The sequence below is a fragment of the Mesorhizobium sp. CO1-1-11 genome (genome assembly GCF_020164995.1).
GTDB classification, from domain to species: Bacteria; Pseudomonadota; Alphaproteobacteria; order Rhizobiales; family Rhizobiaceae; genus Mesorhizobium; species Mesorhizobium australicum.
This window is the reverse complement of record NZ_JAIUHE010000009.1, coordinates 49,605-64,173: the sequence shown is the minus strand read 5'-3', so window position 1 is coordinate 64,173 and position 14,569 is coordinate 49,605. Positions and strand designations below refer to the sequence as shown.

The 14,569-nt window shown below is 63.6% G+C and carries 14 protein-coding genes; 7 read left to right on the top strand and 7 right to left on the bottom strand.

What is annotated here, in order from left to right; all coding sequences use genetic code 11:
* Together folB and folK are read left to right on the top strand one after the other, a co-directional pair.
* Complete coding sequence (gene folB / locus LB554_RS12340) at positions 1 to 360, top strand: dihydroneopterin aldolase (RefSeq protein ID WP_224584782.1); 360 nt, start codon at positions 1 to 3, stop codon at positions 358 to 360.
* Positions 344 to 856 (top strand): 2-amino-4-hydroxy-6-hydroxymethyldihydropteridine diphosphokinase, encoded by a 513-nt coding sequence (gene folK, locus LB554_RS12335; protein WP_140664264.1) that lies wholly within the window; start codon positions 344 to 346, stop codon positions 854 to 856. The genes folB and folK overlap by 17 nt, the downstream gene beginning before the upstream one ends.
* 8 nt (positions 857 to 864) lie before the next feature.
* On the opposite strand, the gene LB554_RS12330 is transcribed toward folK, so the two are convergent.
* Complete coding sequence (locus LB554_RS12330; RefSeq protein WP_140664262.1) at positions 865 to 1,410, bottom strand: DUF924 family protein; 546 nt, start codon at positions 1,408 to 1,410, stop codon at positions 865 to 867.
* An 11-nt stretch (positions 1,411 to 1,421) separates the two neighbouring features.
* Positions 1,422 to 3,257: a monovalent cation:proton antiporter-2 (CPA2) family protein gene (locus tag LB554_RS12325; RefSeq protein ID WP_015317680.1), complete on the bottom strand. Its 1,836-nt coding sequence runs from the start codon at positions 3,255 to 3,257 to the stop codon at positions 1,422 to 1,424.
* A gap of 159 nt (positions 3,258 to 3,416) precedes the next feature.
* On the opposite strand from LB554_RS12325, the gene LB554_RS12320 reads away from it, so the two are divergent.
* The 3 genes from LB554_RS12320 to LB554_RS12310 all read left to right on the top strand — a co-directional run bounded on the left by LB554_RS12320 (position 3,417) and on the right by LB554_RS12310 (position 6,121).
* Complete coding sequence (locus tag LB554_RS12320) at positions 3,417 to 4,406, top strand: AraC family transcriptional regulator (RefSeq protein ID WP_224584780.1); 990 nt, start codon at positions 3,417 to 3,419, stop codon at positions 4,404 to 4,406.
* Between the two features lie 59 nt (positions 4,407 to 4,465).
* Positions 4,466 to 5,674 (top strand): MFS transporter, encoded by a 1,209-nt coding sequence (locus LB554_RS12315; protein ID WP_224584770.1) that lies wholly within the window; start codon positions 4,466 to 4,468, stop codon positions 5,672 to 5,674.
* 180 nt (positions 5,675 to 5,854) lie between these two features.
* A complete protein-coding gene (locus tag LB554_RS12310) occupies positions 5,855 to 6,121 on the top strand; it encodes a hypothetical protein (protein WP_015317683.1) in 267 nt (88 codons plus the stop codon).
* Between the two features lie 135 nt (positions 6,122 to 6,256).
* Here LB554_RS12310 and LB554_RS12305 read toward each other — a convergent pair whose 3' ends face one another.
* The 4 genes from LB554_RS12305 to LB554_RS12290 form a co-directional block, all read right to left on the bottom strand.
* Positions 6,257 to 6,808, bottom strand: coding sequence for a hypothetical protein (locus LB554_RS12305; protein ID WP_015317684.1), 552 nt, complete (start codon positions 6,806 to 6,808; stop codon positions 6,257 to 6,259).
* Between the two features lie 123 nt (positions 6,809 to 6,931).
* A complete protein-coding gene (locus LB554_RS12300) occupies positions 6,932 to 8,017 on the bottom strand; it encodes a YcjF family protein (RefSeq protein ID WP_224584768.1) in 1,086 nt (361 codons plus the stop codon).
* Entirely contained in the window at positions 8,014 to 9,492 is a 1,479-nt protein-coding gene (locus tag LB554_RS12295; protein WP_140821796.1) for a YcjX family protein, read from the bottom strand. Before LB554_RS12295 ends, LB554_RS12300 begins: the two co-directional genes overlap by 4 nt.
* Before the next feature lie 76 nt (positions 9,493 to 9,568).
* Positions 9,569 to 10,072, bottom strand: a complete 504-nt coding sequence (locus LB554_RS12290) for a SixA phosphatase family protein (protein WP_140616288.1) — start codon at positions 10,070 to 10,072, stop codon at positions 9,569 to 9,571.
* 274 nt (positions 10,073 to 10,346) lie between these two features.
* Here LB554_RS12290 and dksA point away from each other — a divergent pair, with 274 nt between their 5' ends.
* On the top strand, positions 10,347 to 10,763 hold the full coding sequence (dksA, locus tag LB554_RS12285) for an RNA polymerase-binding protein DksA (RefSeq protein WP_140792588.1): 417 nt from the start codon (positions 10,347 to 10,349) through the stop codon (positions 10,761 to 10,763).
* Between the two features lie 148 nt (positions 10,764 to 10,911).
* Here the strand turns inward: dksA and LB554_RS12280 are convergent, their stop codons facing one another.
* A complete protein-coding gene (locus LB554_RS12280) occupies positions 10,912 to 11,664 on the bottom strand; it encodes a flagellar biosynthetic protein FliO (protein ID WP_015317689.1) in 753 nt (250 codons plus the stop codon).
* 328 nt (positions 11,665 to 11,992) lie between these two features.
* Here LB554_RS12280 and cckA point away from each other — a divergent pair, with 328 nt between their 5' ends.
* Entirely contained in the window at positions 11,993 to 14,569 is a 2,577-nt protein-coding gene (gene cckA, locus LB554_RS12275) for a cell cycle histidine kinase CckA (RefSeq protein ID WP_224584948.1), read from the top strand.

Here is a 14,569-nt window from a genome sequence, read left to right as displayed (position 1 = left end):
ATGTATGTCATCCGCATGAAGAATTGCGCCTTCTTTGCCCGGCATGGCGTGCTGGACGAGGAAGAAGCGCTGGGGCAGCGCTTCTATGTCGATGCCTCGCTCACCGTCGAGCCGGGACGCGCGCTCGTCGATGACGCCATCGGGGAAACGGTGAATTACGGCGTCGCCTTCACCGTCATCGAGGAGATCATCACCGGACACCGGTGCTTCCTGATCGAGGCGCTGGCCCTGGAAGTCGCGAAGGCTCTCACCGGGCGCTTTCCCCAGATCCGGAAAGCCGAGGTCACCGTTCGCAAGCCCAATGCGCCGGTGCCTGGCGTGCTCGATTACGTCGAGGTGACCGTTGTCTGGCCCGAATAACACCGTCTATCTGAGCCTCGGCGGCAATCTGGGCGATCCGGCGGCGTCGATGGGAGCCGCGTTGCGCCTGCTCGACGCCGATCCCGATACCGACATGGCCGCCGTCTCCTCGCTCTACCGGACGCCGCCCTGGGGCAAGCTCGACCAGCCGGATTTCCTCAACGCGGCCGCCGAATTATCGACGCGGCTGTCGCCGCGGGCATTGCTCGACCTCTGCCTCGATGCCGAGCGAAAGCTCAAACGCGTGCGTGAGGAGAGGTGGGGGCCGCGCCTCATCGACATCGACATCCTGGTGTTCGGCGACCGCATCATCCATGAAACGGGCCTGGAAGTGCCGCACCCGCGCATGCTGGAGCGCGCCTTCGTGCTGGCGCCGCTGGCCGAAATCGCGCCGGATCTTGCCATAGGCGGCAAACGCGTGGCCGATCGCCTGAGCGCGGTCGATGCGGCCGGCATCGAGCGGCTGCCATCAGGCCGCGACTGGTGGCGGCGCTAAATCGAGGATCAGCCGGAGAAACCACCGTCATCGAGGAATGCTTTTTCCTCAGCCGTGGTCTCGCGGCCAAGCATCCGGTTGCGGTGCGGAAAGCGGCCGAAGCGCTGGATGATGTCGCGGTGCTCCAGCGCGTATTTCAGATTGAACTCGGCCCTGGCGGTATGAAGTTCGACCGACCGCTCCTGGTCCGCAAGATTTTCCGAATGTTCGAACGGCAAATAGAGGAACACACGCACTTCCGGTTCCAATGCCAGATCGTGGCCGGCATCGACCGCTTTTTGCGCAAAATGCTTTGCCAGTGGGTCGGTTGCAAACATGTGGCCGGTGCCGCGAAAGCAATTGCGCGGGAACTGGTCGAGCAGGATCATCAGCGCCAGCGAGCCCTCGGCATGGCTTGACCAGACATCGCATTCACGGCGCGCTGCGGCGTAGTGGAGATCGAGGAAGCGGTCGCGGAAATCGGCATCGAAAGCGTCGTTCTTCTCGAACCAAGCATCCTCGCCGGCGTCGCGCCAGAACTTGGTGATCGACAGGGCTCTTCTGTCCAATTCCATGCCTAACTCCCTCAATCCGCCGATTCGGATTTATGCAGGACGCCGGCCGTTTCCTCGTTGAGCGCCTGGCCAGGACGGCGGGGCGTGGAGAGTGGGGTCGGGATCGGCGTACCGATATTGCCTTTCAGGAAACGCTGTCCCGAGCGGATGCCTTCGGCGAGCTGGGTCTCGAACCGGGCCGTGTCGCGGCGCCTGACGTCCTCGATCGTTTCGGCGACGTCCTCGGGATCGACGCCCAGCGCCTCGAGGGTCGAGCCACCAAAGACGAGCGCCGATTCGAAGGTTTCGCGCAGCTGATAATCGACGCCGGCGCGGATGAGCTGCAGCGCCGTGCCGCGGTCGAACGCACGGGCCAGCACCGTAAGCAGGGGGAACTCAGCCTTGACGAGTTCGGCGATGCGGATGGCGGCGTCGGGCTTGTCGACACAAATGAGCACGGCCCGCGCCCGGCCGGCCCCGGCCGCGTGTAGGATGTCCAGCCGCGTGCCGTCGCCATAATAGACCTTGAAGCCGAAATCGGCGGCCGCCTGGATCATCTCGACATCGTTGTCGATGATCGAGACGTCGATGCCGCGCAAGAGCAGGGGTTGGCTGGCGATCTGGCCGAAGCGGCCAAAGCCGATGATCAGCACGCTGCCGGACAGGCCGTCGGCGACTTCGACGCCGTCCAGCGACTGCTCGTCCCGTGGCGTGAAATAGCGCAAGGCGATGATCGCCAGCGGCGTCAGCACCATGGAGATGATGACTATCGCGGTCAGCGTTGCGTTTGCCTGGCCGTCGATGATGCCGACGGCGGCGGCCGCGGAATAGAGCACAAAGGCGAATTCACCGCCTTGCGCCATGAAGACCGCGCGCTCCAGTGCCTCGCGGTGGCCTGATTTCAGGATGCGGGCAACAATGTAGATGCCGAAAGCCTTCATCACCATGTAGGCCACGACGTAGACGGCGATCAGCTTCCAGTTCGCGGCCACCACATGCAGATCGAGCGACATGCCGACCGCCAGGAAGAACAGGCCGAGCAGGATGCCGCGGAACGGCTCGATGTCGGCTTCAAGCTGATGGCGGAAGGTCGATTCCGAGAGCAGCACGCCGGCCAGGAACGCGCCCATCGCCATTGACAGGCCGCTGAGCTGCATGGCAAGCGCCGATCCGAGCACGACCAGCAGAGCCGCGGCCGTCATCACTTCGCGCGCACGGGCATCCGCCAGGATGCGGAAGAAGGGGTTGAGGAGGTAGCGTCCCGCTACCACCAGGCCGATGATCGCGGCGAGGCCGATGCCGACCTCGGTCAGCCGCTCCGACAGGCTGGTACCGGCACCGCCCGGCGCCAGGAAGGCAATCAAGGCGAGCAGCGGCACGATGGCCAGGTCCTCCAGCAGCAGGATGGAGACGATGCGCTGGCCCTTGGGTGCGGCGATTTCGCCGCGCTCCTCCAGAAGCTGCATGACGATGGCCGTCGAGGTCAGCACGAAACCGGCGCCGGCGACGAAGGATTGCGCGATCGGAAACCCTCCGGCCATGCCAACACCAGTCAAGAGCACCGCGCAGACGCCGACTTGAAGGGCGCCCAGCCCAAAGATCTCGCGGCGCAGGCCCCAAAGCCGCGACGGCTGCATTTCCAGGCCGATGATGAACAGGAACATGACCACGCCGAGTTCGGCGACATGGAGGATGGCTCCCGATTCGGAAAAGACGCCGAGGCCGAACGGGCCGATCACCACGCCGGCGGCCAGGTAACCGAGAATCGAACCGAGACCCATGCGCTTGAAGATCGGGACGGCCACCACGCCCGCCGCCAGCAATGCCACCACCTGAATGAGATCGCTGCCCGCTGCCTCTGCCGCCATGATCCGTTCCTTTGTCGTATAGCACTCCTTGCATGCAGTGGGAGCGGGAGGCAAGGGCGGGAAGCCTGCCAGGAAAGGTAGGGTGCTGTCGGTGCGAATCCCCCGGTGGAACAACGGTCTCCGCTTGTCTGCGGGACGTTCGGCATCTATATGAGCTGCATGCTTGACCGTTCGTCCCAGCCGTCTTCGCCGCCCCATATTCCGATGGATGCGCTCAGCGAGGTCCTGCAAGATTTTCGCCTGAGTGGCGTCAACTATGGCCGCTGCGAGCTCCGACATCCATGGAGCATAGAATTTCCGCGACAATCGCTGCTTCGTTTTCACTTTGTCGGCCAGGGTCCGTGCTGGATCCATACCGAAGCGCAGGGCTGGCAAGAGTTGCGCGATGGCGATCTGGTGCTGCTGCCGCAGGGCATCGCCCATCGGCTGGCGAGTGCGCCGGACGTGGTGGGCGACTCGCTCGAGGGCTGCCAGGTGATCAAGTTAGGGGGCAATGTCTGCGAAGTGGTGCGGGAAGGAACGGGCGCGACAAGCACCCTTTTCTGCGGCTCCATGGCCTTGGACTCCTGTGCGCTCAATCCATTGATCACGTTGATGCCGGCTGTCATCAAGGGTTGCGACGTGGCCGGCAATGACCCGGTCGTTGGTCCTTTGCTGGCTGCCATGACGATGGAGGCCGCGCAACCGCAGATGGGCAGCGCCACCATCTTGTCGCGTATGGCGGATTTGCTGACAGCCCGGCTCATCCGCTGTTGGGTCAATTGCAACGGAGCCTCGACCACAGGTTGGCTCGCAGCCATCCGCGATCCCCATATCGGCCGCGCCCTGGCAGCCATGCATCGAGACCCCGGCCACGACTGGACGCTGGGAAGCCTTGCGAGCGTGGCAGGCCAATCGCGATCGATTTTCGCCGCGCGTTTCAGCGCTGTATTGGGCGAGGGTGCCGCGCGCTATCTCGCTCGCCTGCGCATGCAGCTTGCCCGCGAGTTGTTGGGGCAGAGCGGTTTGTCGGTTGCCGAGGTCGCTACTCGTTTGGGCTATGATTCCGAGGCATCCTTCGCTCGCGCGTTCAAGCGCATCACCAATGTCTCGCCGGGAATTGTGCGTCGCACAAATCCCGGACGAATAGACATGAATTTCGGATTTTAAGATACATATCATCCGACAGAACTCGTCTATCAAGATCTCCAAACTTTGGAGATCTTTCCGTGACAGACACAACATTACAGCTTGAAGACGCCGCGATTGGCCTTGATGCCGACACGCCGGCCGCGTGGAGCGCAGCCACCTGGTTTGCGGTCATTTCACTGGCGGCCACCAGCTTTGCCCTGGTGTCAGCCGAATTCCTGCCCGCAGGCCTGCTGACACCAATGGCGCGCGATCTCGGTATCAGTGAGGGAACGGCCGGACAGGTCGTCACCGCCACCGCTTCCGTCGGCGCCGTGACGGCCATGTTGAGCAATGTTCTTATTGGCCGACTGAACCGCAAGACGGTGCTGGTCGGTCTCATGGCCTTGGCGGTGGCTTCCAATATCCTTGCGGCGCTGGCACCCAATTTCTGGCTGTTGTTGTTAGGCCGCGCCGGGCTGGGGATCGCTCTCAGCGCTTTCTGGGCACTTTCGGTTGCCGTCGTGGCGAGGCTGGTTGGCGCCAACGCGACAGGCCGTGGCATGGCTATCGTTACCCTCGGTGTCTCGCTCGCTACCATTGCCGCGCCGTCCATGGGGGCGTTGATCAGCGACTGGCTGGGATGGCGCAGCGCCATGGCCATGACAGCGGGGCTGGCCGTTTTGGCCATGTTGGCGCAGCTGTTCAGCCTGCCGACCTTGCCGGCGACAGCAAGCAACAGTCTTGCAGACGTGTTTCGGCTTACACGGCGGCGCGGCATTCAAATCGGCATGCTGGCCATTGTCTTGCTGATGACGGGGCATTTTGCTGGTTCTGTCTATGTGCGCCCCTTCCTCGAACACGTCACGCTGCTTGCAACCGGTCCAATCGCCCTGGCTCTGCTTGGGTTTGGCATCGCCGCTGTGATCGGCAACATTGCCGGCGGCCGCATGGCCGATGCCAATATTCACATGGCTCTCGTGGTCACCGCGGCGTTAATGGCGGTTGCGGCGCTCGCCTTGGTGCTTTGGGGCGTGCACATTGGCGTTGCCTTCGGGTTCGTCGCGCTTTGGGGCTTCGCCTTCGGCATGGGGCCGGTGGTGCTGCCAACCAATCTCTCGCGTGCGGCACCTGACGCGCTGGAAGCAGCGGGCAGCCTGATGGTCGTCTCTTTCCAGGTTGCCATCACGATCGGCGCGGTTGTCGGTGGCTATGTCGTGGACACCTATGGTGCCACGGCGCCGTTGACCGTTACGGCCGTCCTTGCTGCATCGACAGCTGTGCTCGCTCTGCTGCAGCCTCGCGGCTGAACTTTGCTCCAACTGACATGGAAGGGCTGAACTCGACCCGCCGCAGTGTTGCAGGCTCTTTACACAAGTTTACGCCATGCACGCGTTGCTTGTTGCCGCAATCGAAGGCTAAGCACGCTCGGCTTCGGCCACTGGGGGTGAGCGGCGATCAAGTCGCACCCTTTTGAGGAGATGACTGACATGAAGAAGTTTTTGCTCGTTGCCGCCGGGCTGGCGGTGCTTGCCGGCTCGGCCTGTTCGAAGGCGCCGGAATGCACGACCGAGATCGCGACCAAGAAGGCGCAGGACATGGCCGCGGCGCTGCAGGAGGCGATCACCAAGGATCCGTCCAAGGCGGCTGACCTGACCGCCAAGGTTCAGGCGGTGACGACCAAGTATCAGGGTTCCACGACCCTGGCCGATGCCTGCAAGGCGTATGACGAGCTGACCAAGGCGATCAAGGGCTGACGCCTGGTTCGTCCGTTTCCAAGGAGGCGGTGGCGATGGGCCGCCGCCTCTTTGTTTCGTGGGGTGTATTCGCGCAATCCCAGGAGAAGTGTTTTTCCGTCCGGAATTCGTAAAAGAATAGAGGCGAGGGTGCGCTCAGTTCGGCGCGATTGAGCCGACTTCGACGGCATCGACGCGCTTCAGGCTCATGCCGATGACGGGCACCAGCTGGTCCTGAACGCGCACGGCAACCGTTACGGTCATGGAATTGTCGTCGGGAATGCGGGCCTGCATCACACCGCGCAATTGGTTGCGGTTGATGGTGAAGACCACCTTGTGGGCGTCGACGACGTTGCCGCCGATGATGTCGAGGCCGGCGCCGGCAGCGCCACCCATGAAGGAACCCTTGTAGTCGCGGCCCTTGCGCTCGATCTTGGCCGACATGGGCTGGGTGAACATGCCGACCCGGCAACCGCCGTCCAGTGTCATGCCCATCTTGCCGTCCGGCGTGGAGCCGGTGAAGCTGCAGTTGAATTTCGTGCCCTTGTATTTGCCGGCGACGATTTCGCCCGGGCCAACCCATTTGCCTTCGGCCGACTGGAAAAACTGCTTGTCCGGTTCCGTGGCAGAGGCCGCCGAGGCAATGCCGACGACAGCTGTGATCACCGCCGCCAGGGGCAGGACGCTGGACAGAATTACGCTTTTCATCGACGACACCCGGCAACAACGAGGCTGTTTGAAACCGGTTCGACCATGAAGAAGATTGGTTAATGCTTCGTCACCGCGGGCCCTCGAAACAGCAGTCCGATCATCGTCCCGAAGAGCTGGACGCTATTTGCCGGAGCCGGCTGTTTCGGCGTCTTTCTTGGCTGCGAACGACGTCAATGCGGCGAGGAAATCGCCCAGCCCGGGGCGCCTGGCAGCGCTGAAGGGCAGGGGACGCGCCGTCTCCATCGCGGCGATACCGATGCGCGCCGTCATCATGCCGTTGACGACGCCTTCGCCCAGCTTTGCCGAGAGGCGGGCCGCCAGGCCGTGGCCGACGATCTGCTGGACGAAACTGTCGCCGATGGCGATCGAACCGGTGACCGCCAGATGCGCCAGTACGCTGCGCGCCAGGCGGAAGAAACCCAGCGTTCCGGGCCGTCCGCCATAGAGTTCCGACAGCCGGCGGATGAGGCGCCCGGCCTCGAACACGACATAACCGACATCGACCAGCGCGCGAGGGCTCACGGCCGTCACCAGCGAAACCCGCTTGGCGGCCTCGAGAATCATCACCTTGGCCCTGACATCAAGGGGGCCGAGGATTTCCGCCTCCGCCAGGCGCACCAGATTGGCGCCGTCGATAATCTCGCCGCGCAATTCAGCCAGCGCGCGCCGGCCGGCAGCGGTCTCGGGTTTGGCCGCGACAAAGGCCGACAACTCGTCGACCACCGCGCGTGCCGCCTTCGGATCGTCGCGCGCGATGGCATCGAGCGCGCGCTTCTGCAGCTTTTCGACCTCGGCGAGGCGGGCGATGGCCAGGAACTCGCGAATCAGGATTACCAGCAGCGCCAGCAGCGCAATCGCCGCCATCCCGGCGGCCAGCCAGCCCAGCCATTCGGCGCGGGCAAAGAGATCGCGTATCAACTGGTCGGTCCACAGGCCGACAGCCAGCGAAACCAGCACGCCGAAGGCGCCGAAGAAGATGCTGCCGAGAACCGAGCGCCTTCTGGGGGCGACCGATGGCGGCGGCTCGGCGGCAATAGCGTCCGGTTCGTCGAAAACGTCGACCTCCGCCGGGATGACCAGCGCCACATCGGCCTTCATGGAGCGCGGTCTGCGCGACGGTTCGGTCTGGCGGGCTTGTGGCGCGTCTTGTTTCGGCGCGGCTTCCGGCTCGATGCGGAATGCCGCCGGTTTGCGGGGCGCGGTCATGCCAGATGGTCTCCGATCAGGAACTGCAAGGCGCGGTCGAGCCTGATATGGGGCAGCGACAGCGTGACACCTTCGGCCGTGCGTTCGAGTTTCGGCGGACGGAACCGGACGAAGCGGATTGCCGGGTCCGTGGAGTCCTGCCTGTGATCCGGCCCCGAAAGATCGAAAACAGCATCAATGTTCTCCGGTAAATCACCAGGAAATATAGCTGTTTCCGTCTTTCCGTCGAATGTTTCACCATCGATCTTCTCGCCGGCGATCGGCGTGCCGATGATAACAGGCAATGTTTCGCGACCCTGTTTGACGGTGCCTTCGCGGGTGGCGCGCACCGCCGCCATGGCGACGACGTCGACATCGGCGCCGGTGAAATTCGCCCGCGCCACGGCGCGGTCGGCAAGGCGCCGCACGATCGCCTGCAACCGGTCATGGCTTTCGTGGTGCAGATGATCGGCCTTGGTCGCCGCGACCAGGATGCGGTCGATACGCCGGGAGAACAGGTCGGTTATGAAGCTGCCCCGGCCGGGGCGAAAACAGCTGAGGATCTCGGTGACAGCGCGCTCCAGATCGGCCATGGCACCAGGCCCGGCGTTCAGCGCCTGCATGGCGTCGATGAGCACGATCTGGCGGTCCAGGCGCGTGACGTGCTCGCGGAAGAACGGTTTGACGACATGCGTCTTGTAGGCCTCGTAGCGCCGTTCCATCATGGCGTGCAACGAGCCGTTGCGCGCGCGCCTGTCGCCCAGGCCGGCCAGCGGCGCGAAAGTCAGCGCGGGCGAGCCTTCGAGATCGCCGGGCATCAGGAAACGGCCGGGCGGCAAAGTCGAAAGCGCCCGTTCGTCGAGCTTGCATGCCTTGAGATAGGCGGCGAAGCTTTCAGCCAGCCGGCGTGCCGTCATTTCCTCGGCGTCGGCATTCGGGTCGATTTCCGCCGAGATCGCTCGCCAGGCCAGCGAAAGGTCCTCGCGCACCGGCAGCGTGGCCATTTCGAGGGCTTCGCGCGAAAAATCGGCGAAGGATTTGCCGAGCAGCGGCAGATCGAGCAGCCATTCGCCGGGGTAGTCGACGATGTCGACCGACAGCTTGCCCGACGAGAACATGCGGTTCCAGCCGGAGGCCGATTCATATTCGATCGTCAGCCGCAGTTCCGAAATGGCGCGGGTCGAGTCCGGCCAGACGCGATCGTTGACCAAAGCGGCGATGTGGTCTTCGTATTGAAAACGCGGCACGGCGTCGTCGGGCTGCTGTTCGAGGAAGGCGCGCGCGATCCGCCCCGATTTCTGCGCCTCGAACAGCGGCAGACGTCCGCCGTGGATCAGATTGTGGACGAAGGCAGAGATGAAGACGGTCTTGCCGGCGCGGGAGAGACCCGTCACACCCAGACGCAGCGATGGAGAAAAAAGTCCGGTGGCACGTCCCGACAATGTGTCGAGGGCAATTCTTGCCTCGTCGGTGAAGGTGGTCAGCGATGATGCCAAAATATGATCTCTCGGGCTTGCGTCCGCCCGATATAGGCGCTGGAACCCGGCTTTGAAATGGCGCTGGAAATCGGCATCAGGGATCGGCCGGTGTCAGGAAGGCTTCGAGATAGCCCGCTCCCTGGGTCGCTTTCGCCAGATCGCCGGGGAAACGGACGACCGCAAGACCCGAGGTTGGAAAGCCGTGATTGAGCATTGCCCGCTCCGCCTCGCCGCCATCACCCGAAACCGCCATGGCGAGATCCTCCGTCATCGGGTTGTGGCCTATGACCAGCAATGAACCGGGGCCGCCATGATCCCGGACGAGGCGGAGATAGCAGGCCGCGTCCTCGCTGTAGAGCGCGTCGAAAAACAGCACCTTGCCTGTGTCGGTCTGTCCGGCCAGACCCTCGAGGGTTTCCCTGGCGCGTTTGGCGTTGGAGCACAGCGTCAGGTCCGGCACATAGGAGCGGGAACGCATCGCGGTCCCCATTTTTTCGGCATCGGCGCGGCCGGATGCGTCCAACGGACGATCGAAATCACGCATGCCCGGCAAGGCCCAGCCGGCCTTGGCGTGTCGCAACAGATAAAGCCTGCTCACCCAACCTCCAACGGTGCCCGAGAGGAGAAGTCCTGCCGCGATTAGCCACGAGAAAAGCCGCACGCACAATGGTACGCGTGCTTCAGCACGGCGAATCACTTGCACGCGATGGGCGAGGATCGTCGTACTTTCGCCATCAAAACAGATTTATGCCGCTCCGGAGAAGGCTGGAGACGCACTTTAACAATTGCGTGAGTCGGTGGCTGATTGCGCTTGTGCAGGCGTCTGGTGGCGAATATATAGGCGCCAAATTTGGGGCTGTTGGGTGAGTCGAATGAACGACATCGTTACCGCCGATTACATACCCTCCGAAGACGAGCCGTTCATGAACGAACGGCAGAAATCCTACTTCCGCCAGAAGCTCGTCACCTGGAAAAATGACATCTTGCGCGAGGCGCGCGAAACCCTCGAAATCCTGCAGCAGGAAAACGCCAACCATCCCGACCTCGCCGACCGCGCCTCTTCGGAAACCGACCGCGCCATCGAACTCAGGGCCCGCGACCGTCAGCGGAAACTCATCTCAAAGATCGATTCGGCGCTGCAGCGCATCGATGAAGGCACTTACGGCTATTGCGAAGAAACCGGTGAGCCGATCGCCTTGAAGCGGCTCGACGCGCGCCCGATCGCCACCTTGTCGATCGAAGCGCAAGAACGGCATGAGCGCCGTGAAAAAGTCTATCGCGACGACTGATAGACCGCCTTTGCATTGATTTCCAAATGGCCGGTTATCCGGCCATTTCTGTTCGATGCGTGCCACCTTCAATAGATTTGAACACGCTTGAACGCCGGCCAGCCTAGTCACTGGCAGGCGACAGTTCATCTCTTGACCTAGGCGCAGTTCATCTCTTTTGGCTTGAAAGTTCGCCCAACAGCCTGGTCATTTCATCGTCGAGCGAGGGCGGCGCCTTGGCTGCCGGTTTGCCCACCGGGCCGCCGGAGCGGGGCTGGTCGAGCGAAACCTCGAGTTCTTTCATCAGCGTGTCGTCGATGCTGTCCTGCGTCGGCGGTGGTGGCGTGTGCCTGGCGGCATTGACGTTGGCGGAGCCATAAGCAGGCAGCGGCGTGACATTGGTCGATTGATAGGTTTGCGCCGCTGGTTTCGGTGCGGGCGCCGGAGCCGGTGGTGGCGCCGCCGGACGCTGGCGGGCAGGCTGTGCCATGGCCACCGGCTGCGGAGCGGGTGCTTGTCTCGGAGGCACGGGAGCGGGCTGCGGCGACCGCGGCTTCGCAGCCGGGGCGGCGGCCGCCGGGACAGGCTGCAGGCCGCCATCTCCAGTCAACGCCGGACGGCGCGGCGCGGCGAGGCGGATGTCGCGTTCGACAACGACGTCGGTCGGGCCGCCGATCAGAAGCAGATGTTCGATGTCGTCGCGTCGCACCAGCACCAGTCGGCGATGGCTGTCGACGGCGGTTGCGTCCATGACGGCGAGCCGCGTCTTGCGGTTGCGGCCGCCGGCGACAAACGTGCCGAAGGTCAGGTTGCGCACGAGCCTGACGATGACGAGAACGATGACCAGCAGGATCAGCGCCGCGAAGGTCCACAGGAGTGCCGCCGCATAACCGGGACCCGCCACGCTATCCAGCCACTGCATTGGTTTCCCCCGAACGGTTTGGAAAGTGACGCGACACTAGACCGTTGCGACTGGCTACCGCAAGTTGCCTTTCACGCATCGTGAACAGCTTGAAACACAGGGAAGGCCAGCCGACAGCATTTTTATCCGACATTTGCCGCCCGGGCCTTTTCCAGACCAGGAGAATGTGATTCAACCGGCTAAAGCGCGTCGCGCTGAAACGGATTCATGCGGCGCGTTTCAGGTCCGTGTTTTTCATGCATGTCGTTTTCCCAAAACCGAAGTCATTTTTGGGCGACATGCATTGGGGGCGGGTGTCGGAACATCGGATTTCATGAGCAGGGGGCATATGGCCAAGGAAGCGCGCGGCGATTTCTATCCGGCACCGATCGTCGACCAGAATACGCGACCGGGCGCGGTCACCCGGCTTATCATCTTCATCGTCGTCCTGACGGGCGCCGCAATCGTCTTCGGCCTTTTCCGCGAGCGCCTCGGCGATCCGTTCCTGCTCGGCATGCTCGGCGTACTGGCGATGATCGGTGTCGGCTTCCTGTTCGCGACCGCGATCGGCTTCGTGCAGATCACACCGCGCTCCACGGGCGACGAACTGTCCAAGGCCTTCGTCGATTCGATGTCGCAGGGCCTGCTGGTCACGGACACCAAGGGTCGCGTCGTCTACGCCAACCGCGCCTATGCCGATATGACCGGCGCCTCATCGGCCGCCGACCTGAAGACGGTCGAAGGATTGCTCTCCGATGTCCCCGAAGCCTCGGTGACCATTTACCGGCTGGCGTCCGGCTTGCGTGACGGGCAGCCGGGCGACGGCGAGTTCCGGCTCGCGCAATCGATCCGGCCCGGCGCCGAACCGGGCGCGCGCTGGTACCGGGCACGCGCCCGCGCGTTCAGCGTCCCGGGCCAGCGGCTGCCGATGCTGGCCTGGCAGCTCGCCGACATTTCGCAAGAGCGGGCCGAGCAGGAGCGTTTCTTCCTCGATCTGCAGAAGGCAATCGACCACCTCGACCACGCGCCGGCCGGCTTCTTTTCGGCCGACCAGGACGGCCGCGTCACCTACATCAACGCCACGCTCGCCGGATGGCTGGGCATCGATCTCGCCAGCTTCACCCCCGGTGCCGTCGCCTTGCCCGATATTGTTGCCGGCGACGGCATGGCGCTGGTGCGCTCCGTCAAGGCGGACCCCGGGACGACGCGCAATGCGGTCATCGATCTCGACTTGACGACGATGACCGGCGAGGCGCTGCCGGTGCGCTTCATGCATCGCGTTTCGGCCAGCCGTGAGGGCGTCGGCGGGCCAACCCGCACCATCGTGCTCAACCGCACACAGGGCGAGGATGCCTCGGCCGACCTGCGCGCCTCGGAAGTGCGCTTCACCCGCTTCTTCAATTCGACGCCGATGGCGATTGCCGGTGTCGATGCCAGCGGGCGCATCCTGCGCACCAACGCACCGTTCCTGTCGCTGTTTTCCTCGGTCGTCGACCGCGATGCCGTGGATCGCCGCGTGCGGCTCGACACGGTCATCCATGACCGCGACCGGCCGGCCTTTGCCGCGGCTTTCGAGAAAGCCCGGCAGCGGCAGGCCGACATTGATCCGATTGAGACCGTGCTGCCCGGCAATGATGAGCGGCATATCCGTTTCTACGTCAACGCCGTGGCCGATGGCACCGGCGGCGAAGGAGCCGAGGAAGCGGCCATCGTCTACGCCGTCGAGACGACCGAGCAGAAGGCGCTCGAAGGGCAGATGGCGCAAAGCCAGAAGATGCAGGCCGTCGGCCAGCTCGCCGGTGGCATCGCGCACGACTTCAACAATGTGCTGACCGCCATCATCATGGCGTCCGACCTGCTTTTGACCAATCACCGGCCGTCGGATCCGTCCTTCCCCGACATCATGAACATCAAGCAGAACGCCAATCGCGCGGCCTCCCTGGTCAGGCAGTTGCTGGCCTTCTCGCGCAAGCAGACGCTGCGGCCGGAAGTGCTGAACCTCACCGACGTGCTCGCCGATCTGAGGATGCTGCTTGCCCGGCTGGTCGGCAACGACATCAAGCTCAAGGTCGACCACGGCCGCGACCTGTGGCCGGTCAAGGTCGATATCGGGCAGTTCGAGCAAGTGGTGGTCAACCTGGCGGTCAACGCGCGCGACGCGATGCCGGCGGGCGGCGATCTCACCGTGCGCACCCGCAACGTGACCGCCGAGGAATGCAAGACCTTTCCCTATCGCGAACTCGCGGCCGCCGACTATGTGGTGGTCGAAGTCGAGGATACGGGTTCAGGCATCGCGCCCGACGTGCTGAAGAAGATCTTCGAGCCGTTCTTCACCACCAAGGAGGTCGGCAAGGGCACGGGCCTTGGCCTGTCCATGGTCTACGGCATCATCAAGCAGACCGGCGGTTTCATTTTCTGCGATTCCGAAGTCGGCAAGGGGTCCACCTTCCGCATCTTCCTGCCGCGTCACATCGTGGAAGCGAAAACGGCAGCCGAAGCCGGTGAAGCGCCGGCGGCAGCGGCAGTCAAACTGGCCGATAGCACCAAGGATCTGTCCGGGTCGGCGACGGTCCTGCTGGTCGAGGATGAGGATGCCGTGCGCATGGGCGGCATGCGGGCACTGACCTCGCGCGGCTATACCGTTCACGAGGCATCCTCGGGCGTCGAGGCGCTGGAAGTGTTCGAAGCGCTAGGCGGCAAGGTCGACATCGTCGTTTCCGACGTGGTGATGCCGGAAATGGACGGGCCGACCTTGCTCGGTGAGTTGCGCAAACGCCAGCCGGACATCAAGTTCGTTTTCGTCTCCGGCTATGCCGAGGACGCTTTCGCCAGGAACCTGCCGGCGGAGGCGCATTTCGGCTTCTTGCCAAAGCCGTTCTCGCTCAAGCAACTGGCCACGATCGTCAAGGATGTCCTTGAATCCTAG

Excerpts from the sequence above, each read along its gene's own strand:
- folB (WP_224584782.1), top strand. The coding sequence starts at position 1 with ATGTATGTCATCCGCATGAAGAATTGCGCCTTCTTTGCCCGGCATGGC.
- LB554_RS12330 (WP_140664262.1), bottom strand. The coding sequence starts at position 1,410 with ATGGAATTGGACAGAAGAGCCCTGTCGATCACCAAGTTCTGGCGCGAC.
- LB554_RS12325 (WP_015317680.1), bottom strand. The coding sequence starts at position 3,257 with ATGGCGGCAGAGGCAGCGGGCAGCGATCTCATTCAGGTGGTGGCATTG.
- LB554_RS12320 (WP_224584780.1), top strand. The coding sequence starts at position 3,417 with ATGCTTGACCGTTCGTCCCAGCCGTCTTCGCCGCCCCATATTCCGATG.
- LB554_RS12310 (WP_015317683.1), top strand. The coding sequence starts at position 5,855 with ATGAAGAAGTTTTTGCTCGTTGCCGCCGGGCTGGCGGTGCTTGCCGGC.
- LB554_RS12305 (WP_015317684.1), bottom strand. The coding sequence starts at position 6,808 with ATGAAAAGCGTAATTCTGTCCAGCGTCCTGCCCCTGGCGGCGGTGATC.
- LB554_RS12300 (WP_224584768.1), bottom strand. The coding sequence starts at position 8,017 with ATGACCGCGCCCCGCAAACCGGCGGCATTCCGCATCGAGCCGGAAGCC.
- dksA (WP_140792588.1), top strand. The coding sequence starts at position 10,347 with ATGAACGACATCGTTACCGCCGATTACATACCCTCCGAAGACGAGCCG.
- LB554_RS12280 (WP_015317689.1), bottom strand. The coding sequence starts at position 11,664 with ATGCAGTGGCTGGATAGCGTGGCGGGTCCCGGTTATGCGGCGGCACTC.
- cckA (WP_224584948.1), top strand. The coding sequence starts at position 11,993 with ATGGCCAAGGAAGCGCGCGGCGATTTCTATCCGGCACCGATCGTCGAC.